A 26,000-nucleotide genomic window follows, 5' to 3' on the forward strand; every position below is an offset into this window, starting at 1 on the left:
TAAAACCGCGCCGTCACTTGTCTGGCGTGCAGACGCGCAGGCGATGGCCATCGGGATCGAGCGCGACAAAGGTGCGGCCGAAGACGGCGGTCATCAGGTCCTGCTCGATCGGGATCCCAGCCTTGCGCCATTCCGCGTAAAGCCGCTCGACCTCGGCGTCGTCCTTGACCATGAAGGCGATCTCCATCCGGTGGCCCGAACCGGAGGAGACGAAGTTCGCGGCCTTGGTGGACCAGAGGCTGAAGTTCAGGCCGTTATCGAGGGCATAGGCGACGTAGGCCGGAAAGGCCGCAACCGGCCCACGGCCAAGCAGCCGTGTGTAGAAGGCGGCGCTCTGTTCAGGATCTTCCACGTAAAGCAGGATGAGGTTCGGGGTCAGCATCGTCGATCATCTCCGTTGTTCGATGGTCGCAAGCTAGCGCGTGCCACTGTCAGCTTTTGTCAGCATCGAAATCATGCCCGGCGCAAAAAAGCCGCCGCTCCGAGGATGGAGCCGGCGGCCTTGTCGGACCATGCTAACCACTGAGGTCGGCGTCTGCGTCAGAAGACGGCCAGATATTTCAACAGCGAGATGATACCGATAACGAGCACGATAGCCTGCACGATCTGTTTCGCCCGGCCGTCCAGCGGCAGGCGCTGAACCAGATAAAGCACGAGCACGATGACGAGGAACGTGATCAGAATGCTGATAAGAAGCCCCATAGACAAACTCCCTTTTCAAGGCGACGCGAAGTCGTCTGAGTTGTAACTATGAGGCGAGCCGAAAAGTTCCAATACTGGCAAATACTTATTTAGATAAGGCTGGGTTCCGGCCTCCGTCCCTGCCGACTGGCAGCAGTTCCGCGCACACGAAATCAGAGCTCGCGGCGATCATGCCGCGCACGACTGGCTCATCAGCGTTGATTGCATGGAAGATCGGGAGAAGGGTGTCAGCCGGCCGCCTTGCAGGCGATCCCGGCATCATTCTCGCCCTTCGTCGCATCGTAGAGCGTTGCCTCGTCACCTTTCGTCCACCAGATATACTGGCCGCCGGCATACTTGGCACCCGATGCGGAAATCACGTTAGAGGCGACGGTGAAGTTGCCGTCGAGGGTGAAGGTCACCAATGAGGCCGGGCCGGCATTGATGTATTCGGCTTCGACCGTCTTGCCGCCGCAGTCATAGCGCGCCGACTGGCGATCGACGGTCTCTGCCCCCGGAACCGAAATCGTGACATCGACACTGCCCGATCCGCCCGCTGCCATCGACGCCAGCGTCAGCGCCGGCGCGCCGGCCGACTTGCCGAGGATCAGTTTCGACCCTTCGACATCCCAGGAAAGCTCGGTGCGCAGTGCCGCCAGGAATTTCTGTTCCTGATCCATCACCGCCGGCACGCACATCTTGCGGGTCGAGGCCGCCGGGCCGAAGGTGATCTTCGCACCGGAAAGGCTGAAAGTACCGGTAAAGTGGTTGCAGCCGGCCATGCCGCCATAGGTTCCATCGTCGCGGATCTCCAGCGTCGACTGAAGATTGTCGATCACCCCGCGGCCGGCGATATCTTCGGCAAGCCAGATGCCGACAAGCTGTTGCGGCACGTTTTCGGCAGCGACCGTCTGCATTGAGGCCATTTCGATCAGCACGCAGGCGCAGGAAAGGGCGGTGGCGACTTTCAGCATCGGGAACTCCTTCGCGCTTCGACTCGTCGTCCGATTCTTAGCCCGATCACACGCCGGATTGAAGACCGCGCCCTTGTTGCACGTCGATTTCGCCTGTAGAGCCTAGCGCATACAATGAAGATCGGCATCGGTTTTCGGCAAAACCAAAACGCGGCTTCCCTCTGTCGGAGCGAGCGTTAGGCGCTCGGCCGGGCGCTTGCGCCCCCGCCCCGCTGTAAGGCTGGAAGAACGAACAAGAACATGGGAATTGGCATGGCATCCCGCGAAAACGCGAAGCGCCGACTGACGATCCTGGGCTCGACCGGCTCCATCGGCACCAATACGCTCGATGTCGTCGAGCGGCTGGGCGGTCGCGACAGTTTCGAGATCGTCGCTCTGACCGGAAACGGCAACATTCCGCTGCTGGCGCAGCAGGCGATTGTCCACGGCGCAGAGCTTGCCGTTACCGCCGACGACAGCCATTACGCCAGCCTGAAGACAGCGCTCTCCGGCACCGGCATTGAGGTTGCGTCAGGCAGGAGCGGCCTGATCGAGGCGGCGGAGCGCGACGCCGGCTGGGTGATGGCGGCAATCGTCGGCAATGCCGGACTTGCCCCGACGCTGGCCGCCGCAAGCCGCGGCGCCGACATCGCGCTTGCCAACAAGGAATGCCTGGTTTCCGCCGGCAGCCTGTTCATCGAAGCGGTCAGGAAGGGCGGCGGCCGCCTCTTGCCGGTCGATAGCGAACACAACGCCATCTTCCAGGTGCTGGAAGAGCACCAGCGCCATGCCGTCGAGCGCATCATCCTCACAGCCTCCGGCGGCCCCTTCCGCACCAAGACACTCGAAGAGATGCGCCACGTGACGGCCGACGTCGCCCGCGCCCATCCGAACTGGTCGATGGGTCTGAAGATCTCGATCGACAGCGCCTCGATGTTCAACAAGGCGCTGGAGATGATCGAAGCCAAGCACCTGTTCGGCCTCAGGCCGGAGCAGATCGAGGTGATCGTGCATCCGCAGTCGGTCATCCACTCGATGGTCGGCTACACCGATGGCTCGGTGCTGGCGCAGCTCGGCTGCCCCGACATGCGCACCGCCATCGGCTATGCGCTCTCCTATCCCAGCCGCTGCGACCTGCCGATCGAACGGCTCGACTTCGCCAAGCTGTCGCGCCTCGATTTCGAAGCGCCCGATGAAATCAGGTTTCCGGCAATCCGCCTGGCGCGCCGCGCCATGGAACAGGGCGGCGTGCAGGGGGCCGTGCTGAACGGCGCCAAGGAGACGGCGCTGGAAGCCTTCATCGCCGGTCGGGCCGGGTTCCTGGACATGGCCGAAATTGTCGAGCAGGTAATGGACAAGCTCTCGGACCTGCCTGCGGCCGTCACCATGGACGATGTCTTTGCCGCCGACGAAAAAGCCCGACAACTGGCTGCCGGGCTGATCCGATAGTTTGCTGATCGGGCGTTCCCGCCCCTCATCCGGCTGCCGCCACTTTCTCCCCGCACGCGGAGAGAAGGTTAGGGGCAGATTTCTCGAAAGATAAGTGAAGCCTTACGCGACGGCCCGTGCCAGCGCGCAGCGCGACCACAGCGAATGCAGCGCGCCGACCAGATGGTCGATATCGGCATCCGAATGCAGCGGCGTCGGAGTGATGCGCAGGCGCTCGGTCTTCGTCGGCACCGTCGGGTAGTTGATCGGCTGCACATAGACGCCAAAATGGTCGAGCAGCAGGTCGGAGATCCACTTGCACTTGGCGGCGTCGCCGACTATGACCGGCACGATATGGCTCGGGTTCGGCATATGCGGAATGCCGCGCTGGTCGAGCAGCGAGCGCAGCCGGCGCACGCGCTCCTGATGGGCGAAGCGTTCGATCTGGCTTTCCTTCAGATGACGGATGGAGGCAAGCGCACCGGCCGCAAGCGTCGGTGGCAGCGCCGTCGTGAAGATGAAGCCCGAAGCAAAGGAGCGGATGAAATCGCAAAGCGCCGTCGAGCCGGTGATGTAGCCGCCCATGACGCCGAAGGCCTTGCCGAGCGTGCCTTCGATGACGGTGAGGCGATGCATCAGGCCTTCGCGCTCGGCGATACCGCCGCCACGCGGGCCGTATATGCCGACGGCGTGCACTTCGTCGAGATAGGTCATCGCGCCGTATTTGTCGGCGAGATCGCAGAGCTCCTTGATCGGGGCAATGTCGCCATCCATCGAATAGACGGATTCAAAGGCAATGATCTTCGGCGCGCGCGGATCGGCTGCGGCAAGCTTGGCTTCGAGGTCGGCCACCGAGTTGTGCTTGAAGATGACGCGTTCGCACTTGGAATGACGAATCCCCTCGATCATCGAAGCGTGGTTCCCGGCGTCTGAGAAGACGATGACACCGGGAATCTTCGAACAGAGCGTTCCAAGGGCGGCCCAGTTGGACACGTAACCCGAGGTGAACAGAAGCGCCGATTCCTTGCCATGCAGATCTGCGAGCTCGCGCTCGAGCAGCACATGGTAGTGGTTGGTTCCGGAAATGTTGCGGGTGCCGCCGGCACCGGCGCCGCATTCGTCGATGGCGCGTTTCATCGCCTCGGTGACGATGGTGTGCTGGCCCATGCCGAGATAGTCGTTGGAACACCAGACGGTGACTTCCTGAATGCCTTCAGCCGTGTGGCGCGCGGCCTTCGGAAAGTTGCCGCGATGGCGAGCGATATCGGCGAAAACCCGGTAGCGACCTTCCTGATGCAGCCCGTCCAGCTCGGTTTTAAAGAAATTCTCGAAATCCATCATCTTCTCCAGTGCCCTGCCGCTTTTTTTGATTCAAAGCGACCGGGGGTCAACCCCGCAATGCGACGCGGCCGCCGCCTGCGGCAAAAGGCCTCTAGTTTTGAACCGTTCCAAAGAAAGCCTTAGCGCATGTAAATCCCTCCAAGCTTGATCGAAGTCAAGCTTGGACGAAAAAAGGGCGGCCGAAACCGCCCTTTTTGACGCATCAAGACAGGCCCGCATTGCTCATGCTGCAGCCACCGCGCGTTTTGCCATCACCTTGACCAGATTGGCGCGATAGGCGGCATCCGCGTGGATGTCGGAGAGCAGGTCGGAAGCGTCGACCGGCACATTGGCAAGCGCATCCGGCGACCACTGCGACGAAAGCGCCGCCTCCATGTCCTTGTGCCGGAAGACGCCACTCGATCCGGCCCCCGTCACCGCGACGCGAACATCGCCATTGTCCCGGCGCACGACGAAGACGCCGGTCATGGCGTAGCGCGAGGCCGGGTTGGCGAACTTCTGGTAGGCTGCCTTTGCCGGAGCCTCGAAGGCGATCGCGGTCACCAGTTCGCCGTCTTCGAGCGCGGTCTCGAAAAGACCGGTGAAGAAATCGCCGGCGGCAATTTCCCGCCTATCGGTGACAATGGTCGCATCGAGCGCCAGCATCGCCGAAGGGTAGTCGGCAGCCGGATCGTTGTTGGCGATGGAGCCGCCGATCGTGCCCATGTGGCGCACATGCGGGTCGCCGATATGGCTGGCAAGCCCTGAGATCGCCGGGCACACGGCCGCCAGCTCGGCGGAGGACGCCACGTCGAAATGGGTGGCCGCAGCACCGATCCTCACGGTTCGCCCCGTCACCTTGATGCCCTTCATTTCCGCGACATGCCTGAGATCGATGAGGTCGGTCGGTGCGGCAAGCCGCTGCTTCATCGTCGGGATCAGCGTCATCCCGCCGGAGAGATATTTGCCCTCGCCTGCGGCCTGCTTGAGTTTGACGGCATCCTGGATAGAGGACGCCCGGTGATAATGGGTCTCGTACATGACACGTCCTCCCGCTCAGTTTGCGGCATGGGCGGCAGCCCACACCTTTTGCGGCGTCGCCGGCATCGTCAGCCGGTTGTTGCCGATGGCGTCGGTGATGGCGTTGATCAGCGCCGGCGGCGAGCCGATGGCGCCGGCCTCGCCGCAGCCCTTGATCCCGAGCGGATTGTTCGGGCAGGGCGTGTTCGAGGTCGAGACCGTGAATGACGGCAGGTCGTCGGCCCGCGGCATGGCATAATCCATGTAGCTTGCCGTCAAGAGCTGGCCGTTTGCCGGATCGTAGTGAACGCCCTCGAGCAGCGCCTGGCCGATGCCCTGCGCCAGGCCGCCATGCACCTGCCCCTCGACGATCATCGGGTTGATGATGTTGCCGAAATCGTCGGCGGCGACGAACTGGATGATCTTGGTCTGCCCCGTATCGGGATCGACCTCCACTTCGCAGATGTAGCAGCCGGCGGGGAAGGTGAAGTTGGCCGGATCGTAGAACGCGCCCTCTTTCAGCCCCGGCTCCATGCCCGGCGGCAGGTTGTGGGCGGTATAGGCGGCAAGCGCCATCTGGAACCACGGTACCGTCTTGTCGGTGCCGGCGACCTTGAGTTCGCCGTTCTCGATGACGATGTCGCTTTCATCCGCCTCCATCAGGTGGGCGGCGATCTTCTTCGCCTTGGCTTCAACCTTGTCGAGCGCCTTGACGACGGCCGACATGCCGACCGCCCCCGAGCGCGAGCCGTAGGTGCCCATGCCCATCTGCACCTTGTCGGTGTCGCCGTGGACGATGTTGACGCTGTCGATCGGCACGCCGAAGCGATCGGCGACCAGTTGGGCGAAGGTGGTTTCATGCCCCTGCCCGTGGCTGTGCGACCCGGTCAGAACCTCGATGGTGCCGACGGCATTGACTCGGACCTCGGCCGATTCCCAGAGACCGACGCCGGCACCGAGCGAGCCGACCGCCGCCGACGGCGCGATGCCGCAGGCCTCGATATAGCAGCTCATGCCAATGCCGCGCTTCATCCCGCGTTTAGCGGCTTCCGCCTTGCGGGCAGCAAACCCGTTCCAGTCGGAGGCCTGCATCGCGGCATTGAGCGAGGTTTCGTAATCGCCGGCATCGTAATTCATGATGACGGGCGTCTGGTGCGGGAAGGTGCGGATGAAGTTGATCCGCCGGAGTTCCGCCGGCGAAACTCCAAGCTCTCGCGCCGCCGTCTCCATGGTGCGCTCCAGGAGATAGGTCGCTTCCGGGCGGCCAGCGCCGCGATAGGCATCGACCGGGGCAGTGTTGGTGTAGACGGTGCGCACATTGGCGTGGATCGCCGGTATGTCGTACTGGCCCGACAGGAGCGTCGCATAGAGATAGGTCGGCACCGACGAGGAGAACAACGACATGTAGGCGCCGAGATTGGCAACCGTATCGACCTTCAGCCCGATGATCCGGTTGTTGGCATCGAACGCCATCTTCACCTTCGAGTGGTGGTCGCGGCCATGCGCATCGGTCAGGAAGGCTTCCGTGCGGTCGGAGGTCCATTTCACCGGCACGCCGGTACGCTTGGAGGCCCAGAGACAGACGACCTCTTCCGGATAGATAAAGATCTTCGAGCCGAAGCCGCCGCCGACATCCGGCGCGATGACACGCAGCTTGTTTTCGGGCGCGACATTATAGAACGCGCTCATCACCAGCCGCGCCACATGCGGGTTCTGGCTGGTGGTGTAGCAGGTGTAGTGATCGTCGCCGCCATCATAGATCCCGAGCGTGGCGCGCGGCTCCATCGCGTTCGGCGACAGGCGGTTGTTGTGGATAGTGATCTCGGTCACATGCGCAGCCGAGGCGATCGCCTTGTCGGTGGCGGCGGCATCGCCGATCTGCCAGTCGAAGATCAAGTTGTTGGGTGCTTCCGGGTGAAGCTGCGGCTGCCCCTGCTCCAGCGCCTTGGTCGCATCGGTGACGACGGGCAGTTCCTGGTAATCGACGACGACGGCTTCGGCGGCATCCTTCGCTTCCGCAATGCTGTCGGCAACGACGATGGCGACGGCGTCACCGACGTAACGCACCGTCTCGTGCGCGAGCGGCCGCCAGGCGCCCATCTTCATCGGCGATCCGTCCTTGGAATGGATCATCCAGCCGCAGATGAGATTGCCGATACCGTCGGCGAGCAGTTGCTCGCCGTCGAGCACGCCGATCACGCCGGGCATGGCCTTGGCCGCCGCCGCGTCGATCGACTTGATCTTCGCATGCGCATAGGGACTGCGCACGAAGATCGCATATTTCATGCCCGGCACCGACATGTCGTCCGTATAGCGCCCCTTGCCGGTCAGGAACCGTTTGTCTTCCTTGCGCGCCACCCGCGCGCCAATACCTTCAACGCCCATTGCCGATCTCCTCCCGAGATATCCAGCGAAAGTCCTGCGGTGAAATGTGATCGCGGCGAAACGTCATCGCCGCGGGCCGGACTTCATTCGGCAGCGACGCGGGCGCCGCCCATCTCGGCTGCCGCCGCAAGGATCGCCTTGACGATGTTGTGGTAGCCGGTGCAACGACAGATATTGCCGTCGAGTTCGGCGCGCACGGTCGCCTCATCGAGCTGCCCGCCATGCCGGCGGATCATGTCGACCGCTGTCATCACCATGCCGGGTGTGCAGAAACCGCATTGCAGGCCATGATTGGCCTTGAAGGCGGCCTGCACCGGGTGCAGCTCGCCATTGGCGGCCAGTCCTTCGATGGTGGTGACCTGTGAGCCCGCCGCCTGCGCAGCGAGGGTGGAACAGCTCTTGACCGACATTCCGTCCATATGAACGACGCACGCGCCGCATTGCGACGTGTCGCAGCCGACATGGGTGCCGGTCAGCCCAAGGTTCTCACGAATGAAATGCACCAGCAACGTCCGGTCATCACATTGACCGCTCACCTGACGGCCGTTGACCGTCATTGTAATTTTCGCCATTTCGCTCCTCCGGGTGGGTCAATGCCAACACGAGCGCGAACGGTAAGCCGGGTGATGATCTGTTCACGCGACCAGGTACGCGCCAACTGCTATCGATGCCCTTCGCCTCGATATCCCTCCTCCGGGTTCCCGCGGCTTGTTTGTATCATTGTCTTTTTTTGGAATGTCGCAACCGCCCAAGGGTCAGGCGCGATAAAAATTTTGCGTGATGGTTGTGTTAGCTGAAATCGGGCCTTCATGTCCCGTTCAGGAACGATATCATTATGTTGGCGGCGAAGAGAATCCGCCGGACCTCCTGTAGACTTTCACAGCGGCCGGTTTATTTTCTGAATTTGCAAGTTCAAGTGGAGAAAGACATCTCGTCTTTGCGCCAATCACTCAGGGACGGACGAGGCGACAGGCTGAGATCCGTAGAGATCGGAGAGAACAATAATGAAGAAAGCCATCGCACTTGTGCTGGTTGCGTTGTCGGTTGCGAGCTGCACCCAGACTGAAAAGGGTGCCGGCATCGGCGCCGTCTCGGGCGCGATCATCGGCGGCGCGATCACCGGTGACGTTCGTGGCGCAGCTGTGGGCGCTGCGATCGGCGGCGTTTCGGGCGCGGTCATCGGCCATGTCACCGAACAGCCGGGCCAGTGCTACTACCGCGACCGCTACGGCCGCCGCTACATCGACTCCTGCCCGCGCTAAGCCGCAAGGACGGTCGACAACATCGACACGACGTCCACCTGTCAAATGACGGACCGGACGAAACATCGCCCCTCATGGCCACCTGCCGTGAGGGGTTTTCGTTTTCCTGACTGTCTCGGCAATCTGCCGATCAGCCATCAGATCCCGGCAGCCGTATCGAGCGCGCAGGAATCGGGTGGCCCGCGACAACACAATCCTGTCAGCTGCCTCGAAATAGCTTGATCGAGGCCCACTCCATGCTGAAACCGCCTGCAACTACCTTGCCGCCAGCTTTCAAACACATCGCCTGGTCCAACCTGTTTGCGCAATTCTCCGAGCAAATCGCCTTGGCCGCAGCACCGCTTGCGGCAGTCCTTCTGCTTTCGGCTGGCCCCGCGGAATCGGGCTGGCTGCAGATGGCCCAGACGCTGCCGTTTCTGCTGCTCTCCATTCCGGCCGGCCTGCTCGTCGACCGCGCCTCGCGGCGAATGCTAATGGTCTTCTCGGAAATGCTGCGTGCCCTCTCCCTGGTCGCCACTCTGCTTTTGATTGCGAGCGGTATGCTCACCCTGCCGCTTCTGGCGATCATGGGTTTTGTCGGCGCAATCGGAACGGTCTGCTACAGTGTCGCCGCCCCGGCATTGATCCCGGCCATCGTTCCGCGCACGCAGCTCGCCGACGCCAATCGCTGGCTGGAGCTTGCCCGCAGCCTCGCCTATTCCGGTGGTCCGGCAATCGGCGGAGCAATCATCGCCTGGACCGGTGCCTCGCTCGCCTATGTTGCGGCCACCACGCTCTCCCTTCTCGCCGTCGTGCTGCTCGCCGGCCTTCGCGAACAGGAGCAAGCGGCCGGGCCGCAACGCAATCTGCTTGATGACCTGATCGAAGGCGCACGCTTCCTTGCCGGCCATGCACTCCTGCGGCCGATACTTGTCACCGCGGTCGTGTTCAACACATCCTGGTTCGTGCTGCAGGCGGTCTATGTCGCCTATGCTGTCCGCACACTCGGACTGACGGCAACGGGCGTCGGTGTCACGCTCGGCATCTATGGAGCCGGAATGATGATCGGAGCCTATGCCGCCCCGACACTTGCGCGCCGTATCCCCTTCGGCGTCATGATCGCGCTCGGTCCGCTCGGTGGTCTGCTCGCCGCCGTCGTCATGCTGCTGACGGTCTGGTTCCCCCTCGGCGCGCTTGCGGGAGTGAGCTTCTTTCTCTTCGGTGCGGGGCCGATTCTCTGGTCGATCGCCACCCTCACGCTCAGGCAGGCCATCACCCCAAACGCGATGCTGGGGCGGGTTTCAGCCTTCATTACCACGGCGACATTCGGCGCAAGGCCGATCGGCGCGGCGCTCGGCGCTCTCGTCGCCACCCACTTCGGCGTCAAGGCTTGCCTCGTGGTCGCGGCGACCGGGTTCCTCATCCAGTTCCTGGTGATCATCGCCTCCCAGGTTCCCCGTTTGCAGGGCCTGCCCGAACCGGCTTGACCCCATTCAACCGCATCAGCGCGACCATCTGACACCCCGCAAACGGCAATCCCGAGCACGGAGCCACCGCCGACGTTGTGGCGGCGGCGCCCGGTTTTTGTGCTGCGTTGACAACATTCCGGCTCTTTTTCAGGGAAATCGACCCGGAATCTGGGCCTCAGGGGTGGATGCGGCCGGCCGTCATCGTTAACAGATGGAAAACCTTAGGCATGCAATAGTGACCCCGCCGCATGAAGGCAGTTTGTATTGGGTCGCCTTAAGACGGGATGCGGAAGCGAATGTCCCCACCACGGTCGAGTATTGCGTACTGGAAGGCAGCGACTGCGCTCGCCGTTGCCGCCTCGTGCGCGCTCGGCCCGATGTCCGTCACCAAGGCCTATGCGTTCAAGATCTTCGGCATGAAGTTTTTCGAGGGTGACGAGGACGCGGCCCAGGTCATCGACCCCGTCAACTACACCCTCACCTTCGACGCCGGTACCGACGACAAGGAATTGAAAGAGGCGCTTGAGAACAGCTCGCAGCTGGTCCAGGGCCAGGAAAAACCGGTTTCAGGCAACCTTGGCCTTGCGATCCGCGCCCGCGACGACCGCGACCGCCTGCTGGCGGCACTCTATGAGAAGGCCCGATACGGCGGCACCGTCGCAATCCAGATCAATGGTCAGGACATCGACAGCCTGCCACCCGATCCATCTTTCCCTGACGGCAAGGCCATACCCGTCACCGTCAGGGTGACGCCGGGCCCGGTGTTTTCGCTAGGCTCGGTCAAGTTCGAAGGCGACGCCGCCGGCCTCAATCCCGCCGACTACGATCTCGCGCTCGGAACCCGGGCGGATTCGACGCGGATCATCAAGGCCGGCGAAAAGGTCGTCAACGATCTGCGCGAGCAGGGACGGCCGCTTGCCAAGCTGACCGAGCGCAGCGTCGTTGCCGATCATGCAGATTCGACCGTCGACGTGGTGATATCAGCCGAAAGCGGGCCGGTGGCGCCCGTTGGCGAAGTCAGCGTTTCCGGAACCAAGACCGTCGATCCGGGGTTTGTTCGCGATTATTCGCGGCTCAACGAGGGCCGCCCCTATTCGCCCGAGGACATCCGCAAGGCGTCCGAGCGGCTGCGTCAACTCGGCGTGTTCTCGAGCGTGACCATCAAGGAAGCCAACACGCTTTCGCCCGACGGCTCGATCCCGATGAAGATCGAGGTGTCCGAGGGCAAGCACAAGTATTTCGGCTTCGGCGCCCAGGTCTCGACCACGGACGGTCTCGGGCTTTCCGGCTACTGGGGACACCGCAATCTGTTCGGCCGTGCGGAATCGCTGCGTGTCGAGGGCTCGATCGACCGTATCGGCGAGACCCAGGAACTCGATAAGCTCGACTATTCCGCGGGCATCCTCTTTGCCAAGCCCGGCGCCTTCGGTCCGGCCTCGACCTTCACCGCAAGCCTCAAGGCCAACATCCAGGATCCCGATGCCTATCGCGCCAAGATCCTGACCGGTGCGGCCGGCGCCACATTCGAACTGTCGCCGACCGACACCTTTTCCGGTGGCGGCGAGCTGAGCTGGGCGAATATCGACGACGCCTTCGGCTCCAATTCCTACCTGACAGCTGCCATTCCGCTCGAATATGTGCGCGACACCCGCGATGACAAGCTGAACGCGACCGAGGGCTACCGGGCGTTGGTCAACGCCAAACCAAGCTACGAGATCAAGGGCCAGACCTTCTTCTCGTCCTTCGAAGCAGCGGCATCGGGTTACCAAGCGCTCGGCGACGAGAAGCGTTTCGTTCTTGCCGGCAGGATCGGTGCGGGCGTTCTGGTCGGCGGCGACGGCCTTGCCGACATACCGGCAAACCGCCGCTTCTATCTTGGCGGAGGCGGCTCGGTGCGCGGTTATTCCTACCAGGAGATCAGCCCGCGCAACAGCAACAACGACGAGACCGGCGGACGCTCCTATGTCAACACTTCGGTCGAGGCGCGCATCGCCATCACCGACACGATCGGCATCGTGCCCTTCATCGACGCCGGCACCGTGTCTGCCAGCACCACGCCCGATTTCTCCGACATTCGCGCCGGCGCCGGCATCGGCCTTCGCTATCAGACGCCGTTCGGACCGATCCGTCTCGATGTGGCGATGCCGCTCAACAAATATCCCGGCGGCACCAGCTACGGCATCTATGCCGGTATCGGCCAATCCTTCTGATCCGCGCCGGTTCCAGCCGATTTCTGCGCCGCAGCCGGCAAATTTCGCACGAGCGCCCGGAGTTTCTGCCTGCAAAGATTCCGCAGCGACACAAGTTGCGTTATGGGTAGATCATGAATCACGTCGTCCGCTTCCTTCGCGCGACGCTGCGCTATTGCCTTTATGTGCTTGGCGCGCTTGCGGTCGCAGCTCTTCTCCTCGTCGCCTTCGTCGGCTTCACGACTCCCGGCGCCCGCCTTGTCGCCTGGGCGATCGAGAAATATGCGGCGACCCCGGACCAGATCGTGCGGATTGCCGACCCGAGCCCGCTTCTGACCGGCCAGTTCACCGCCGGCAGCGTGACGCTGTTCGATGGCGAGGGCATCTATGCGGAGGTTCGCGATCTCTCGCTCAACTGGTCGCCCGCGGCCCTCTTGTCCTTCCGCTTCGACGCCGCGGCGATTTCGGCAGGCTCCATCCGCGTCGAGCGCCTGCCGGTGCCTTCGACCGAAACCAAGGAAGTGCGCTCGACCTTCGCGCTTCCGGTCGACGTCAAGATCGATGCGATCGACCTCAAGGAAATCGTCATCGGCAAGGCAATCGCCGGCGAGGACCAGTTCCTGACGGCGAGCGGCAAGGTAAACGCCACCAACGAGAGCATCGCGCTCGCCATAACGGCGGCCCAGCGCGACCGGCCCGAGGCCCGTGCCGTTGCCGACATCGTCTTCAATCCGGCCGGCAACGAACTGAAACTTGAAGCGACCGTCAATGAGCCCGCCAACGGCGTTCTGGCGAAGCTCCTGCGCCTGCCGAACGAACCCGCCGTCAACATCAAGGTAACCGGCGAAGGACCGCTTTCGGACTGGGCCGGCGCCGGGACGGCTGCGCTTGACGGCACCGAGATCCTCAAGCTAGACGGCCGTCACGTCCAGTCTACCGATGGCATGCATCGGCTGACGCTTTCCGGCGGCGGCGGCTTCGGCTCGCTGATGCCGCCGGCCTTGCGCCCGATGTTCGAGGGCCAGACCAGCATCGATCTTGCTGCTGCCTTCGACGGCAAGGGCATGGTGCGCGTCGACAAGGGGCACGTGGCGACCGGCGCGCTTGCCTTCGCCGCCTTCGGCACCTTCGACAGCAAGGGCGAGAACAATCTGCAGGCAAGGCTCGCCGGTACCAATGGCGCCATCGATTTCCGCTGGCCACTGGAAAAGGGCGAGGCCCGCGTCCTGATCAATACCGTTAATCTGTCGCTGATCGGCGATGCCCAATCGGCAATCCTTGACGCGGCCGCCGACGTCGCCTCTGTCGCACTGCCGGACGTGGCCCTCGGCGCCATCAAGCTGTCGGCTGCGAGCGATGGCTTCAACCTGGCGACACAGTCGGGTCCGATCAAGACGACGGTCGAGGTCGGCCAGGTCGGCTTCGACAATGCCGATCTCGTCCGGCTGGTCCAGGCGCCGATGAAGATCGTCGGCGACATCACTGTTGCCAAGGACAGCATCACCTTTGCGCCGGTGACGCTGGAAAGCCCCGGCGTTGGCGGCACCGTCGAAGGCGCCTTCTCGCGCGAAACCAATACGGTTGCCGCGACCTTCAAGCTCTTCACGGTCCCAGGCGCCCTGCCGCCCGCTGCCGCTGCAAAATTCGACGGCACGATTGCGCTTGCCGGGAGCATCAAGACCGGCGCCAACGGCAGCGTCACCGTCGAAAACATCGATCTCAAATCCGGGACGATCGAGGCTGCCGGCTCCGTGGCGCTCGCTGAAGGCAATCTGACGGCGGATCTTAAAGGTGTCCTGCCGGATCTCGGCAAGCTGCTCGCCGACGCCAAGGGCAAGGCCGACTTCACCGCCGCTGTGACCGGACCGCTCGCCGAACTCGGCATCAAGGCGGAACTGTCCTCGAGCGGCGCGACGCTCGCCGGTCGCACGCTCAGCGACCTGACCATCAAGGCCGACGCCACCGCAAACCAGAGCAGCCCGCAGGCCAAGCTGACGGCAACCGGTGCGCTCGACGGTCAACCGATCGACGTGCGTGCCGACGTCGTCTCGAAGGACGGTCGCACATCGATCCCGGTGCTCGAAGCCAAGATCGGCGAGAACACGCTCAACGGCGCCATCAACTTCACCCCCGACTTCAAACCCGACGGCACTGTCGATTTCAATCTTCCGGACCTTGGGCTGCTTGCCGCCATGGCCGGCCAGAAGGCGTCCGGAGATCTCTCTGGATCGGCGGCGATCCGGACGGCCAACGGCATCACCTCCATCGTGCTCAAGGCCGGCGGCAGCGGCATCAAGCGCGATGACCTGACGATCGCCAAGCCGACGGCCGACATCACCATTGCCGACCTTTCGGCACTGGCGATCAAGGGCAGCGTCCGGGCAGAGACAATTGCCCAGGGGGCCAACCGGGTTTCCGGATTGAGCCTCGACTTCACCCAGCAGGCCGGCAAGACAGGCTTTGCCATCGACGGCAAGTATGACGGCGGGCCTTTGACGGCGAGGGGCGACCTGACGAGTTCGAACGGGCGCACGGAAATCCGTCTTTCCTCCTTCGGCGCGACGCCGAAACAGATTGCACTAAAGCTCGCGGCGCCGACCGTGATCGCGATCGAGAAGGGCACCGTGCGCCTGAATGCGCTCACGATCCAGGCATCGAAAGGCACGATCGCGGTCAGCGGCACCGCCGGCCAAAAGCTCGATATTACCGCAAAGCTGAACGCCCTGCCGGCAGCCCTGGTCAATGCCTTCGCACCGGGCCTCGGCGCGGAAGGGGCAATCGGCGGCACCGTCGATGTCGGCGGAACGGCGGCAGCGCCGGTCGTCGCCTATAACCTCAAATGGTCCGGCGCCTCGCTGGCAGCCGCGCGCACCGCCGGCGTCGGTGCCTTCGACATCTCGGCCAATGGCAAGTTTGCCAACAACCGCGTGACGCTCGACACCACGCTCTCCGGCGCCGGCGGCCTCGCATTCAAGGGCGGCGGCAATGTCGATATCGGCGGCAACATGCCGATCGCCATGAAGTTCAACGGCAATGTGCCCTTCGCGCTCGTTGCCAACCTGATGGCCCAGCAGGGCTTCACGCTCACGGGCCAGGCCTCCGTCGACCTTTCGATTTCCGGCTCGGCCAAGGCACCGCAGATTGCCGGCACGATCACCACCTCAGGCGGACGCCTTGTCGACGTCCGGCGCAACCTCGCGCTCAACAACCTGACGGCCAACGTGGCGCTCGACGGCAAGCAGGCGACGATCTCCAAGCTTTCCGCCAACCTCGCGACCGGCGGCTCGGTCGAGGTCACCGGCACGGTCGGCACCGTACCCAGCTCCGGCTTTCCGGCCAACCTGATCATCAGGCTCAACAACGCCACCTATGTCGACGGCACGCTGTTCACTGCGCAGCTTGCCGGCGAGATGACCTTGACAGGTCCGCTGGTCGCCACCCCGACACTCGGCGGCAAGGTGACGATCCGCAAGGCAGCAATTACCATTCCCGAGAAACTGCCGACCTCGCTCTCGGCTATCGACATCAAGCACAAGAATGCGCCGGCCAAGGTCAAGCGGATGGCCAGGGACATCCGCAAGGACGAGAAGCCGGCAGGCGCCAATGCCAGCGGCGTCATCGCCTTCAACCTTGGCGTCACGGCCAATCAGGTCTTCGTGCGCGGCCGCGGCATCGATGCCGAACTCGGCGGCGACCTGACGATCCGCGGCACGGCCGTGCAGCCGACCATTTCGGGCGGTTTCGAGATGCGCCGCGGCCGTTTGGAAATCCTCGGCAAACGCCTGACCTTTACCGATGGCACCATCGGCTTCGGTGGCGACCTGATCCCGACACTCAATCTCAAGGCGACATCGACCGCCGGCGCGACGACCATCACCGTCAGCGTCACAGGCCTTGCCAACAATCCGCAGATCACCTTCTCGTCGTCGCCAGCCCTGCCCCAGGACGAAATTTTGGCGCAGCTGATCTTCAACCGCTCGCTGTCCAACCTCTCGGCCTTCCAGATTGCTCAGCTTGCCTCTGCCGTCAGCCAGCTGGCGGGCGGTGGCTCGACCTCGCTGCTCGACGGTCTGCGCAACAAGCTCGGCGTCGACGATCTCGACGTCACCACCGACGAGAACGGCGGCGCCTCGGTGCGCGCCGGCAAGTATCTTAACGACCGCACCTATATCGAGCTGCAGCAAGGCTCGGATTCAGGCTCCAGCAAGGCCGTGATCAATCTCGATGTCGGCAAGGGCGTCAAGCTGAAGGGTGCGGCCGGCGGTGACGGCTCCGCATCGGGCGGCATCTTCTTCGAAAAGGAATATTGAGGCGGCGCGTCATCAATACCGTTTTGACTGACGGCGTGCCTACCTTCGCCACAAAGAATACGCCCGCGGGTCGCTAACGATCCGCGGGCGTATTCTTTGTCGTCTTCCGTCTTCGGACGGCCGGGACGGATCAGTCGTCCGTCACAGCCCCGGGCGAAAATAGATGCCACTGAGCTTGCCGCCGGGGGCAAGCATCAGCCCGCATTCCAGCGTTCCCTTTTCGAAGCGCACGTCATAGACATCCCAACCTTCTTGCAGCACGCCCTTGAACGCCACGCTCTGCAGTGACCCCAGGCGGTCGAGTTCGGCTTTGGCGAGGGGCGCCTGCTCGCGCGCCACCGCTGCGAGCGGCGGCGTCATGCCTTCGTAGTCGGGCTCGCCGCGCTGGTGCTCGGCGATGACGCGGCGAAGCAATGCCTCACTGTCGGGAAACGGGATCTTATCCTTCACGCGCTTCTCCAGGTCGTCGGCAACGGCACGCGCCTTCGTCTCGTCGATGCGTTTCGCCGCCTGTTCGTAGCCGCCCTGATGCAGCACTACGCCTTCCACCTCACCTTGCTCGTTGCGGGTGAAAGAGAGTTGCGCCTGGACGATGCGATAGAAGAACAGGTCATCCGCTTCGGGATAGATTTCGAGCGCATTCTGCCCGGTCAACTGCGCCATCAGTCCGCCCTCGCGGCGGGTGACGCTGAGCACATCGCCGGCCTCGAACTGGAAGTCGCCCACAACAGAGCCGTGTTTTTCGGGATCGAAACGAACCTCGGTTCGAGGCCGTGCCTGCTCATAACGTCGCCACGCGACGGTATCCGGCGATAGGTCGGTCATCCTGGTCTCCTTGGCAAGAGTGATGAGTTCGCTGATAGAGACGGCCCGACCGCTCGATATTTTCTGCAGCGCCGCGCCGATCAGCGACAGGCTGTGCTCGACCCGATCACGCAGATCGACGAGCGCGGATTGCTGGATCGTCAGTGTCTGGCCGAGATCCGGCGCGGCGCCCGCCAGCAACACGGTGATCCGGGTCAGGCTCAGGCCGAGACGCTTCAATGCGAGGATCTCGGTCAGCCGGGCGATTTCCGCAGCGCCATAGAGCCGCCAGTTCTTTTCCGTCCGGCGCGGTGCGATCAGCCCACGATCCTCGTAGACACGCAGCGCCCGCACGGTTAGGCCGAGACGATCGGCACATTCGGCGGCGGACAAAAGGGGATCATGGTTTCGCTTGTCGCTCATGGGAGCCTCCTGGAACTATCTTCTAAGGTATGACCTTAGGTTCGGCTCAAGCGATATTTGGTGTGGGTAGAATCAAGATTTCGCGGAGGATGCTCGCGCTTGGGTCGGGTCGCCATGGATTTTGCACAATTCCGTCCCTACCTGCCCTCTCGCGCAAATTGCATGTTTCCCTAAATCGTATCCGATTTAAGGCTAAAAACATGCAACGGTTCATAGTGCCACAGCGACCTTTGTACGTCGAAAAAGACGCGCGGCGCTGTAGGCCGCAATTTCGGAACAACCCGTATTTTCAGGTGGTTTTTTGTCTCTCCAGCTTCTCGATATCGATCTTCCGCCCACCCTGGCACCGCTGCTCGCAGGTTATGACTGCCGAAAGGATAGCCTCGGCCAGTCAGACTCCAGCGTCTTCCTGTTCGACGCAAAAGACCGCCCGCCCCTCGTTCTCAAGGTCGAAGAGGCCGGTCCCTTTGACGAGCTTGTCGATGAGGCCGAGCGGCTCGAATGGCTGGGCAAGCAGGGAATGCCCTGTCCGCGCGTCGTCGCCCGCGACGTGTACGCGCAAAAGAACTGGCTGCTGATGGAGGCGGTCGAAGGCATCGACCTCGCCTCAAGCACCCTTGCCGCCTCGGAGCAGGTTGTTCTGCTCGCCGAAGCGCTACGCCGCATGCATGCGCTCGATGTCGATGCCTGCCCGTTCGATCACCGGATTGGTGCGCGTGTCGCGATCGCCAGGCTGCGTGCAGAAGCGGACCTGGTCGATGAGACCGACTTCGACGACGAGCGCCTCGGCAAGACCGCCGACGAACTCTTCGTCGAGCTTCAGGCGCGCATCCCTCAGGAGGGAGAGCCGGTCGTCACCCATGGCGACGCCTGCCTTCCAAACATCATCGTCAGGGATGGCCGCTTCGCCGGTTTCATCGATTGCAGCCGTCTGGGCGTCGCCGACCCCTATCAGGATCTGGCGCTGACCTGCCGCAGCATTGCCTACAATCTCGGGGAGGAATGGGTTCAGCCGTTTCTCGATCTCTACGGCATCCGTCGTGCCGATCCCGAAAAACTCGGCTTCTATTGCCTTCTCGACGAGTTCTTCTGACCTCGGGGAAAGCAAGCGCAGGATGGCCCGCGCCGCCTTATGCGGCGTCGCGGGCCTCGATATTGAGATCGACGATATCGGCATCGCCGAGGTCGATGTCTTCCAGGGCGTTGAACAACGCCCAGATATGGCCGAACGGGTCGATGAAGGCACCGACGCGGTCTCCGGTCGACAGCGTCTCCGCCGGGTTTCTGAGGGCGGCACCCGCCCCGATCGCCCGGCCGATGACCCGGTCGACATCCTTCACATGCAGTTCGAGAATGACCGCCGTCGTGCCGAGCGCATGCGGCGATCTCGGCCCGCCTAGTTTCGGCTCCGCGTCCCGCCGCGGATTGGCACCGGCGATCCGGAAGACGGATTCGCCGATCCTGAGATCGGCGCTGGTTAAAATCCCGCTCGGCCATTCATGCCGTTGCACCAGTTCGGCACCCAGCACATCACGATAAAAGGCAATGGCGCGATCCTCGTCGCCATGCCGGACAAATAGCTTCACACAGATCTGCCGATCGGCCAGCCTGCCGCCATTGATGACCATGACATCCTCCAATCTCGGGTGAGGCGCACATCATATACAAAAACGAGAACAAATCAAGAACGACTGGCGCAAAAACGCAACTTTCGACCCTCGCCCTCCACGCGGAAAGAAGGCACTAAAATGCGCCCGTCAGCTTGCTGGTCTTCAACAGGATGTTCGTCTCCGTCACGGTAATGCCGTCGATCAGCCGGATCCGCCTCAGCGTCTCGTCGAACGACACCAGGTCCCTGTCCTCAAGCTCGGCGATGAAGTCCCAGCGGCCGTTGGTGCTGTGCAGCGCCCTCACCTGTGGCAGACCGCGCAACTGCCCGGCGACCCGGTCGGCCATCTTGCCGTGGACCTCGATCATCACCACGGCCCGCACGCCGGAGGCCGGGATTTCCTGTCCCGTGCGAATGGTAAAGGCGGCGATCGTCCCGTTGGCGACCAGCCGGTCGATGCGTGCTGCAACGGTTGCGCGCGATACGCCGGTCCGCGCCGAAAGGGTCGAAACAGGCAGACGGGCATTTTGGCGCAGGGCACTGATCAGCGCCTGATCAAGGTCGTCCATATCTCTCACTTTGCAAAATCGGACTTAGCAATCTGTCGATCTTACCTTTCCAATCGACAGTTTTCCATCTTTTTGCTGTCACGCGTTTTGAGGATAATCCGCGCCATCCACGGGAATCATGACAGAAGGAACAGGGCGGATATGACGACCATCACGCTGATCGGCGCACCCATCGAGGAAGGTTCTGGACGACGCGGCGCGGCCATGGGCCCCACGGCACTTCGTATCGCCGGTATCGACACCGTTCTGCGCGAACTCGGCCACACGGTTTACGATGAAGGCGACGTCAAGCCGCTGCCGGCACGCGACCTCGCCAACCACCCCGGCGCCAACAACCTGCAGATCGTCGCCGCCTTCGCCCGCGCGCTGCACGATTCGGTCCATGACACCGTTCGCAAGGGCCATTTCCCGATCATTCTGGGCGGCGACCACGCGCTTTCGATGGGCAGCGTTTCCGGCATGGCGCGTTACGCCGCCGAAGTCGGCCGACCGCTGTTCGTGCTCTGGCTCGACGCCCATGCCGACTTCAACTCCCCGGCAACCTCGCCGTCGGGCAACATGCATGGCATGCCGGTCGCCTTCTACTGCGGCAAGGCCGAGTTTGCCCCGATCCTGCCTGCGGACCGGCCTATGGTCGATCCGACCAAGGTCTTCCAGGTCGGCATCCGCTCGGTCGACGACCGCGAACGCGAAGAGATCGCCGAACATGGCGTGCGTGTCTACGACATGCGTGCGGTCGACGAGCTCGGCATGGCGCACATCATGCGTCATATCCTCGATGAAGTGCGCTCGGCCAACGGCCTCCTGCATGTCAGCCTCGACGTCGACTTCATGGATCCCGAGCTGGCACCGGGCGTCGGCACCACCGTTCCGGGCGGCGCCACCTTCCGCGAAGCCCACCTGATCATGGAAATGCTCTGGGAGAGCGATCTCGTGTCCTCGCTCGACGTCGTAGAACTTAATCCGTTCCTCGACGATCGCGGCAAGAGCGCGCGTGTCCTGGTCGAGCTGACCGCGAGCCTTTTCGGCCGCCGTGTCCTTGACCGCCCGACCCGCAGCGCCTGAAATAGAAACAACGGAGGACGACGGATGAACACCACGGCAGACCTGATCGAAACCGAATACCGGCTCGGCGCACACAACTATAAACCGCTCGACGTTGTGCTTTCACGCGGCGAAGGCGTCTATGTCTGGGACATGGAAGGCAACCGCTACCTCGACTGCCTGTCGGCCTATTCCGCCGTCAACCAGGGCCACTGCCACCCGAAGATCTTCCAGGCGATGATGGAGCAGGCGCAGAAGCTGACGCTCACCTCCCGCGCCTTCCGCAACGACCAGCTGGCGCATTTCTATGAAGAGATCGCAGCACTCACCGGTTCGCACAAGGTGCTGCCGATGAACTCGGGCGCAGAAGCCGTCGAGACCGCCGTCAAGGCGGTGCGCAAGTGGGGCTACGAGGTCAAGGGTGTCGCGGAAAACAAAGCGGAGATCATCGTCTGCTCCAACAATTTCCATGGCCGCACGATGGGCATCGTCGGCTTCTCGACCGATCCGGACGCCCGCACCGGCTTCGGCCCGTTTGCGCCGGGCTTCAAGGTCGTCCCCTTCGGCGACATCGACGCCTTCCGCGCCGCGATCAACGAGAACACCGTCGCCTTCCTGGTCGAACCGATCCAGGGCGAAGCAGGTGTTCTGGTTCCCACCTCCGGCTATTTCCCGGCAGTGCGCGAGCTTTGCACCAAACACGGCATCACGCTGATCCTGGACGAGATTCAGACCGGCCTCGGCCGCACCGGCAAGCTGCTGGCTGAAGAACACGAGGGCATCGAAGCCGATGTGACGCTGATCGGCAAGGCGCTTTCGGGTGGTTTCTACCCGGTCTCGGCCGTGCTTTCGAACTCGGAAGTGCTCGGCGTGCTTAAGCCCGGCCAGCACGGCTCGACCTTCGGCGGCAATCCGCTTGCCTGTGCCATCGCCCGCGCGGCGCTGAGGGCCCTGACCGAGGAAGGCATGATCGAGAACTCGGCGCGCATGGGCGACCGCTTCCAGAAGGGCCTGACCGACATCCGTTCGAACATCATCAAGGAAGTTCGCGGCCGCGGACTGATGCTGGCGGTCGAGCTGGTGCCGGAAGCCGGTGGCGCCCGCAAATATTGCGAAGCGCTGAAGCAGCTCGGGATCCTTGCCAAGGACACCCATGGCGACACGATCCGCATCGCGCCGCCGCTGGTGATCACCGCCGAACAGGTCGATTGGGCGGTGGAACAGTTCGCCAAGGTTCTCGCTTCCGCTTGATCCCCTGACATTCTTTGTGTTCCATTGCGCCCCGGCTTCGACCGGGGCGCAATGTCTTACTACCAACCTGCGCCGATACTGGCCTATTGCGCCGGAGCGATTTTGGTTTCCGGCAAGGAGAAAACCGGAACCGGACCCAGCGTCCGGTGAGGATCGACGCAGGCTGGAGGCCAATATCGGCACAGGTTGGTATTAGCACTTGCAAAAGCAAGTCTTAACGAATCCCGGCCTATAGTCCCTTCCCAAAGCGCAAAGCGGTTCCTCCGCGCATGATGCAGCTGCGCCCCGCCGGATGTCGTCGGCGGACTTTTGAAAACTCTCCCCATCGGCTCAATGGCCGCGCCAGCCGCGACCGCACCGCACGGAGATGTAACGAGTTTGGCGGTGTCGCGCGCCTTAAGGCGTCGACCGGAAAGCTGGAAGGACCTTCGATGACAAGCACACTCAGGACGGCTGGTTTCGACGGCGAGACGCTGGAAATCATCGCGTTCCGCCTCCACGATCAGGAATTCTGCGTCAAGACCACCACGATCCGCGAGATCCGCGGCTGGGCCCCCTCGACCCCCATTCCGCATTCGCCACCCGAGGTCATCGGCGTGATGAACCTGCGCGGCACCGTGATCCCGATCATCGACCTTGCCCACAAGCTCGGCATGAAATCGACCACGGCCAATGAGCGCAGCGCCATCGTCGTCGCCGAAGTGCACAACATGGTGATCGGTCTCGTCGTCGACCGTGTCTCCGACATCCTCACGGTCCAGGGCAACCAGGTGCAACCGGTTCCCGAAGTCACCGCATCCTTCGACAAGAGCTTTGCCGAAGGCATCATCGCCAACGAGAACGGCATGATCTGCTTCCTCAACCTCGCTCGCATGTTCAAGGAACGCGAAGTCGAGGAAATGGCCGCCTAAACAACAGATTCTGCGTCGCATCAAGGCCCGCTTTGCCCTGGGCAAGGCGGCCTTTTTGCGTTCGGGCGGCGTGGCCCCGTGGCGCCACCCATGATTCGTAAACGATGAGTTGCTAATTCAACCTAGAAACAGCATACGAGTTTTCACAACTAAAATTTGATGTTTGCTATTTTAACAGCTGCTTAATAAGCCTGCCACTAATCTAGATTGTATAAGCAAGACGTCATGGGCATGAACGCCCACGAGTTCGAACTCCCCCCTCGAAGCACGAAAACGCTGACCCCGTTTGGGCCGGCGACGACGGACCAGACAATTTTCGGCAAGCCGGCATTTGTCCTTGTCCCCGGAGTCTGCGCCGCTCTTGGCCCCGCACGCCCTGTCGACAGCACAAGCAACAATGATCCGGCTTTCCGGTTTGAAACAACAAGAACCAAACCAGAGGGTAATCATGTTCTCTTTCGGGCAGAGTCTGGATTCACGCCAGATCGTCGCCGCGCTTTCAAAGTCGCAGGCCATGATCCAGTTCGATCTCACGGGAAAAATTTTGACGGCCAACGAAAACTTCTGCCAGGCACTTGGCTACAACCTGCAGGAGATCGTCGGCCAGCACCACCGCATGTTCTGCGCGCCGGATTATGTCCAGACCCAGGAATATCGCGACTTCTGGGCGCGGCTCGGACGCGGCGAGTTTGACGCCAATGCCTACAAGCGCGTTGCCAAGGGCGGCCGCGAAATCTGGATCCAGGCGACCTACAATCCGGTGTTTCACAACGGCAAGCCCTACAAGGTCGTAAAATTCGCAAGCGACATCACAGCGGCCAAGATCAAGGCCAACGAGGATGGCGGCAAACTCGATGCCATATCGAGATCGCAGGCGGTGATCGAATTCACCCCCGGGGGCGAAATCCTCATGGCCAACGAGAACTTCTGCAACGCACTCGGTTACAGCCTTCAGGAAATTCAGGGCAGGCATCACAGCATGTTCTGCGAACCCAGCTATGTGCGCGGCACTGAGTATGCCGAATTCTGGAAGAAGCTGGCCGCCGGCGAGTTCATCTCCAACGAGTTTGTCCGTTACGGCAAGGCCGGCAAGGAGATCTGGATCCAGGCGGCCTATAATCCGATCCGCGATCCGAGCGGCAAGGTCTACAAGGTCGTCAAGTTCGCGACCGACGTCAGCGAGCGCATGGGCGCAATCAAGGCGCTCGGCCTCGGCCTGCAGGCGCTTGCCGAGGGCGACCTCACTCACAGCCTGCCGACACCCTTCGTTCCCAGCATGGAAACGGTGCGTACCGATTTCAATGGCGCGATCGATCGGCTTTGTCGGGCGATGCAGACTGTTGGCGACAATGCCAACGCCATCGCTTCCGGCGCCCGCGAGATCCGCTCGGCCGCCGACGATCTTTCCAAACGCACGGAGCAGCAGGCGGCCTCTGTGGAGGAAACCGCAGCCGCCCTCGACGAGATCACCACGACAGTCGTCGATTCCAGCCGTCGCGCCGAAGAAGCGGGCGGACTGGTCGCCAAGACCAAGGCGGGCGCCGAACGCTCCGGCAACGTCGTCAAGAACGCGATCGGAGCGATGGATCAGATCGAGCAATCGTCACGCGAGATCTCCAACATCATCGGCGTCATCGACGACATCGCCTTCCAGACCAACCTCCTGGCGCTCAATGCCGGCGTCGAGGCGGCACGTGCCGGTGAAGCCGGCAAGGGCTTTGCTGTCGTCGCCCAGGAAGTGCGCGAACTCGCCCAGCGCTCGGCCCAGGCCGCCAAGGAGATCAAGGCGCTGATCACCGCCTCCAGCGACCACGTCAAGAACGGCGTATCGCTTGTCGGACAGACGGGGGCGGCGCTCGAGGAAATTCTGGTCCAGGTCCAGGAGATCAATCTCAACGTTTCGGCCATTGTCGAGGCCGCACGCGAGCAGTCGACGGGGTTGAAGGAGATCAACCAGGCGGTCAATTCGATGGATCAGGCAACCCAGCAGAATGCAGCGATGGTCGAGGAAAGCACGGCCGCAAGCCACAACATGTCGCGGGAAGCCGAAGCCCTCCACGCCCTGCTACGCCAGTTCCGCATCGGCCAGGACACGGCGCCGTTCGAGATGCAGCGTCACGCCGAGGAACGACAGCAGGCAACACGACTGAACGCCACCGCCCGCGCCATGCGCGGCGGACAAAGACAAGCGCTCGCCGGCGCACCATTGAACGACGGATGGCAGAATTTCTGAGCGCAATCCCTGCACCCCGCGCTCAGGAATGAGGGAAGGTGGCGACCGGTCGCCGCCTTCCCTAAAAACTCTATGGGATCGCGCCATCGCCGCATGGCGAGTACCGATCGACAGCCGCTCTCCAGTGTTCGACATCGTCAGGCGGTTCCGCAAACAAGCT

The 26,000-nt window shown here is 62.6% G+C and carries 20 protein-coding genes; 10 read left to right on the forward strand and 10 right to left on the reverse strand.

Annotated features, from left to right (window positions below):
- Window positions 1-13 precede the first annotated feature (13 nt).
- The 3 genes from ASD00_RS29315 to ASD00_RS29320 all read right to left on the reverse strand — a co-directional run bounded on the left by ASD00_RS29315 (window position 14) and on the right by ASD00_RS29320 (window position 1,655).
- On the reverse strand, window positions 14-382 hold the full coding sequence (locus tag ASD00_RS29315; protein ID WP_025425013.1) for a VOC family protein: 369 nt from the start codon (window positions 380-382) through the stop codon (window positions 14-16).
- Window positions 383-540: 158 nt separating this feature from the next.
- Entirely contained in the window at window positions 541-702 is a 162-nt protein-coding gene (locus ASD00_RS41055; RefSeq protein WP_107027568.1) for a Thivi_2564 family membrane protein, read from the reverse strand.
- Window positions 703-929: 227 nt separating this feature from the next.
- A complete protein-coding gene (locus tag ASD00_RS29320; RefSeq protein ID WP_025425014.1) occupies window positions 930-1,655 on the reverse strand; it encodes an META domain-containing protein in 726 nt (241 codons plus the stop codon).
- Between the two features lie 252 nt (window positions 1,656-1,907).
- On the opposite strand from ASD00_RS29320, the gene dxr reads away from it, so the two are divergent.
- Window positions 1,908-3,083 (forward strand): 1-deoxy-D-xylulose-5-phosphate reductoisomerase, encoded by a 1,176-nt coding sequence (dxr, locus tag ASD00_RS29325; RefSeq protein WP_025425015.1) that lies wholly within the window; start codon window positions 1,908-1,910, stop codon window positions 3,081-3,083.
- Between the two features lie 102 nt (window positions 3,084-3,185).
- Here dxr and hemA read toward each other — a convergent pair whose 3' ends face one another.
- The 4 genes from hemA to ASD00_RS29345 form a co-directional block, all read right to left on the reverse strand.
- Window positions 3,186-4,400, reverse strand: a complete 1,215-nt coding sequence (hemA, locus tag ASD00_RS29330; protein ID WP_057210820.1) for a 5-aminolevulinate synthase — start codon at window positions 4,398-4,400, stop codon at window positions 3,186-3,188.
- A gap of 225 nt (window positions 4,401-4,625) precedes the next feature.
- Window positions 4,626-5,423, reverse strand: a complete 798-nt coding sequence (locus ASD00_RS29335; protein WP_025425017.1) for a xanthine dehydrogenase family protein subunit M — start codon at window positions 5,421-5,423, stop codon at window positions 4,626-4,628.
- A gap of 15 nt (window positions 5,424-5,438) precedes the next feature.
- A complete protein-coding gene (locus ASD00_RS29340) occupies window positions 5,439-7,787 on the reverse strand; it encodes a xanthine dehydrogenase family protein molybdopterin-binding subunit (protein ID WP_057210822.1) in 2,349 nt (782 codons plus the stop codon).
- An 83-nt stretch (window positions 7,788-7,870) separates the two neighbouring features.
- Window positions 7,871-8,359, reverse strand: a complete 489-nt coding sequence (locus ASD00_RS29345; protein ID WP_057210823.1) for a (2Fe-2S)-binding protein — start codon at window positions 8,357-8,359, stop codon at window positions 7,871-7,873.
- Between the two features lie 432 nt (window positions 8,360-8,791).
- On the opposite strand from ASD00_RS29345, the gene ASD00_RS29350 reads away from it, so the two are divergent.
- From ASD00_RS29350 to ASD00_RS29365, 4 genes are all read left to right on the forward strand, one after another.
- Window positions 8,792-9,049, forward strand: coding sequence for a glycine zipper domain-containing protein (locus ASD00_RS29350; protein WP_025425020.1), 258 nt, complete (start codon window positions 8,792-8,794; stop codon window positions 9,047-9,049).
- Window positions 9,050-9,285: 236 nt separating this feature from the next.
- Window positions 9,286-10,515 carry an MFS transporter gene (locus ASD00_RS29355; RefSeq protein ID WP_025425021.1) on the forward strand — a complete coding sequence of 410 codons (1,230 nt, stop codon included), beginning with the start codon at window positions 9,286-9,288 and terminating at the stop codon, window positions 10,513-10,515.
- Window positions 10,516-10,793: 278 nt separating this feature from the next.
- The gene (locus ASD00_RS29360) at window positions 10,794-12,707 is read left to right on the forward strand and encodes an autotransporter assembly complex family protein (protein WP_025425022.1); all 1,914 of its coding nucleotides are present in this window, start codon (window positions 10,794-10,796) and stop codon (window positions 12,705-12,707) included.
- 113 nt (window positions 12,708-12,820) lie between these two features.
- Window positions 12,821-16,996: a translocation/assembly module TamB domain-containing protein gene (locus tag ASD00_RS29365; protein WP_057210825.1), complete on the forward strand. Its 4,176-nt coding sequence runs from the start codon at window positions 12,821-12,823 to the stop codon at window positions 16,994-16,996.
- Window positions 16,997-17,137: 141 nt separating this feature from the next.
- On the opposite strand, the gene ASD00_RS29370 is transcribed toward ASD00_RS29365, so the two are convergent.
- Window positions 17,138-18,223, reverse strand: a complete 1,086-nt coding sequence (locus ASD00_RS29370; protein ID WP_025425024.1) for a MerR family transcriptional regulator — start codon at window positions 18,221-18,223, stop codon at window positions 17,138-17,140.
- Between the two features lie 301 nt (window positions 18,224-18,524).
- Here ASD00_RS29370 and ASD00_RS29375 point away from each other — a divergent pair, with 301 nt between their 5' ends.
- On the forward strand, window positions 18,525-19,316 hold the full coding sequence (locus ASD00_RS29375; protein WP_025425025.1) for an APH(3') family aminoglycoside O-phosphotransferase: 792 nt from the start codon (window positions 18,525-18,527) through the stop codon (window positions 19,314-19,316).
- A 37-nt stretch (window positions 19,317-19,353) separates the two neighbouring features.
- Here the strand turns inward: ASD00_RS29375 and ASD00_RS29380 are convergent, their stop codons facing one another.
- On the reverse strand, window positions 19,354-19,851 hold the full coding sequence (locus ASD00_RS29380; RefSeq protein WP_025425026.1) for a VOC family protein: 498 nt from the start codon (window positions 19,849-19,851) through the stop codon (window positions 19,354-19,356).
- A gap of 115 nt (window positions 19,852-19,966) precedes the next feature.
- Window positions 19,967-20,401, reverse strand: coding sequence for an Lrp/AsnC family transcriptional regulator (locus ASD00_RS29385; RefSeq protein WP_025425027.1), 435 nt, complete (start codon window positions 20,399-20,401; stop codon window positions 19,967-19,969).
- A 141-nt stretch (window positions 20,402-20,542) separates the two neighbouring features.
- On the opposite strand from ASD00_RS29385, the gene rocF reads away from it, so the two are divergent.
- The 4 genes from rocF (at window position 20,543) to ASD00_RS29405 (ending at window position 25,840) form a co-directional block, all read left to right on the forward strand.
- Window positions 20,543-21,466 carry an arginase gene (rocF, locus tag ASD00_RS29390; RefSeq protein WP_025425028.1) on the forward strand — a complete coding sequence of 308 codons (924 nt, stop codon included), beginning with the start codon at window positions 20,543-20,545 and terminating at the stop codon, window positions 21,464-21,466.
- A gap of 24 nt (window positions 21,467-21,490) precedes the next feature.
- The gene (gene rocD / locus ASD00_RS29395) at window positions 21,491-22,696 is read left to right on the forward strand and encodes an ornithine--oxo-acid transaminase (RefSeq protein WP_025425029.1); all 1,206 of its coding nucleotides are present in this window, start codon (window positions 21,491-21,493) and stop codon (window positions 22,694-22,696) included.
- Between the two features lie 431 nt (window positions 22,697-23,127).
- Entirely contained in the window at window positions 23,128-23,607 is a 480-nt protein-coding gene (locus ASD00_RS29400; RefSeq protein WP_025425030.1) for a chemotaxis protein CheW, read from the forward strand.
- A 448-nt stretch (window positions 23,608-24,055) separates the two neighbouring features.
- Window positions 24,056-25,840: a PAS domain-containing methyl-accepting chemotaxis protein gene (locus ASD00_RS29405; protein WP_025425031.1), complete on the forward strand. Its 1,785-nt coding sequence runs from the start codon at window positions 24,056-24,058 to the stop codon at window positions 25,838-25,840.
- Window positions 25,841-26,000 lie beyond the last annotated feature (160 nt).

It is taken from the genome of Ensifer sp. Root31 (assembly GCF_001424825.1).
GTDB classification, from domain to species: Bacteria; Pseudomonadota; Alphaproteobacteria; order Rhizobiales; family Rhizobiaceae; genus Ensifer; species Ensifer canadensis.

What these genes read in the sequence shown, in the direction of transcription:
- ASD00_RS29335 (WP_025425017.1), bottom strand. Translation starts at nt 5,423, where the DNA reads ATGTACGAGACCCATTATCACCGGGCGTCCTCTATCCAGGATGCCGTC.
- ASD00_RS29380 (WP_025425026.1), bottom strand. Translation starts at nt 19,851, where the DNA reads ATGGTCATCAATGGCGGCAGGCTGGCCGATCGGCAGATCTGTGTGAAG.
- ASD00_RS29360 (WP_025425022.1), top strand. Translation starts at nt 10,794, where the DNA reads ATGTCCCCACCACGGTCGAGTATTGCGTACTGGAAGGCAGCGACTGCG.
- dxr (WP_025425015.1), top strand. Translation starts at nt 1,908, where the DNA reads ATGGCATCCCGCGAAAACGCGAAGCGCCGACTGACGATCCTGGGCTCG.
- ASD00_RS29405 (WP_025425031.1), top strand. Translation starts at nt 24,056, where the DNA reads ATGTTCTCTTTCGGGCAGAGTCTGGATTCACGCCAGATCGTCGCCGCG.
- ASD00_RS29320 (WP_025425014.1), bottom strand. Translation starts at nt 1,655, where the DNA reads ATGCTGAAAGTCGCCACCGCCCTTTCCTGCGCCTGCGTGCTGATCGAA.
- ASD00_RS29355 (WP_025425021.1), top strand. Translation starts at nt 9,286, where the DNA reads ATGCTGAAACCGCCTGCAACTACCTTGCCGCCAGCTTTCAAACACATC.
- rocD (WP_025425029.1), top strand. Translation starts at nt 21,491, where the DNA reads ATGAACACCACGGCAGACCTGATCGAAACCGAATACCGGCTCGGCGCA.
- ASD00_RS29315 (WP_025425013.1), bottom strand. Translation starts at nt 382, where the DNA reads ATGCTGACCCCGAACCTCATCCTGCTTTACGTGGAAGATCCTGAACAG.
- ASD00_RS41055 (WP_107027568.1), bottom strand. Translation starts at nt 702, where the DNA reads ATGGGGCTTCTTATCAGCATTCTGATCACGTTCCTCGTCATCGTGCTC.
- ASD00_RS29365 (WP_057210825.1), top strand. Translation starts at nt 12,821, where the DNA reads ATGAATCACGTCGTCCGCTTCCTTCGCGCGACGCTGCGCTATTGCCTT.
- ASD00_RS29340 (WP_057210822.1), bottom strand. Translation starts at nt 7,787, where the DNA reads ATGGGCGTTGAAGGTATTGGCGCGCGGGTGGCGCGCAAGGAAGACAAA.
- ASD00_RS29370 (WP_025425024.1), bottom strand. Translation starts at nt 18,223, where the DNA reads ATGAGCGACAAGCGAAACCATGATCCCCTTTTGTCCGCCGCCGAATGT.
- hemA (WP_057210820.1), bottom strand. Translation starts at nt 4,400, where the DNA reads ATGGATTTCGAGAATTTCTTTAAAACCGAGCTGGACGGGCTGCATCAG.
- ASD00_RS29400 (WP_025425030.1), top strand. Translation starts at nt 23,128, where the DNA reads ATGACAAGCACACTCAGGACGGCTGGTTTCGACGGCGAGACGCTGGAA.
- ASD00_RS29345 (WP_057210823.1), bottom strand. Translation starts at nt 8,359, where the DNA reads ATGGCGAAAATTACAATGACGGTCAACGGCCGTCAGGTGAGCGGTCAA.
- ASD00_RS29350 (WP_025425020.1), top strand. Translation starts at nt 8,792, where the DNA reads ATGAAGAAAGCCATCGCACTTGTGCTGGTTGCGTTGTCGGTTGCGAGC.
- rocF (WP_025425028.1), top strand. Translation starts at nt 20,543, where the DNA reads ATGACGACCATCACGCTGATCGGCGCACCCATCGAGGAAGGTTCTGGA.
- ASD00_RS29385 (WP_025425027.1), bottom strand. Translation starts at nt 20,401, where the DNA reads ATGGACGACCTTGATCAGGCGCTGATCAGTGCCCTGCGCCAAAATGCC.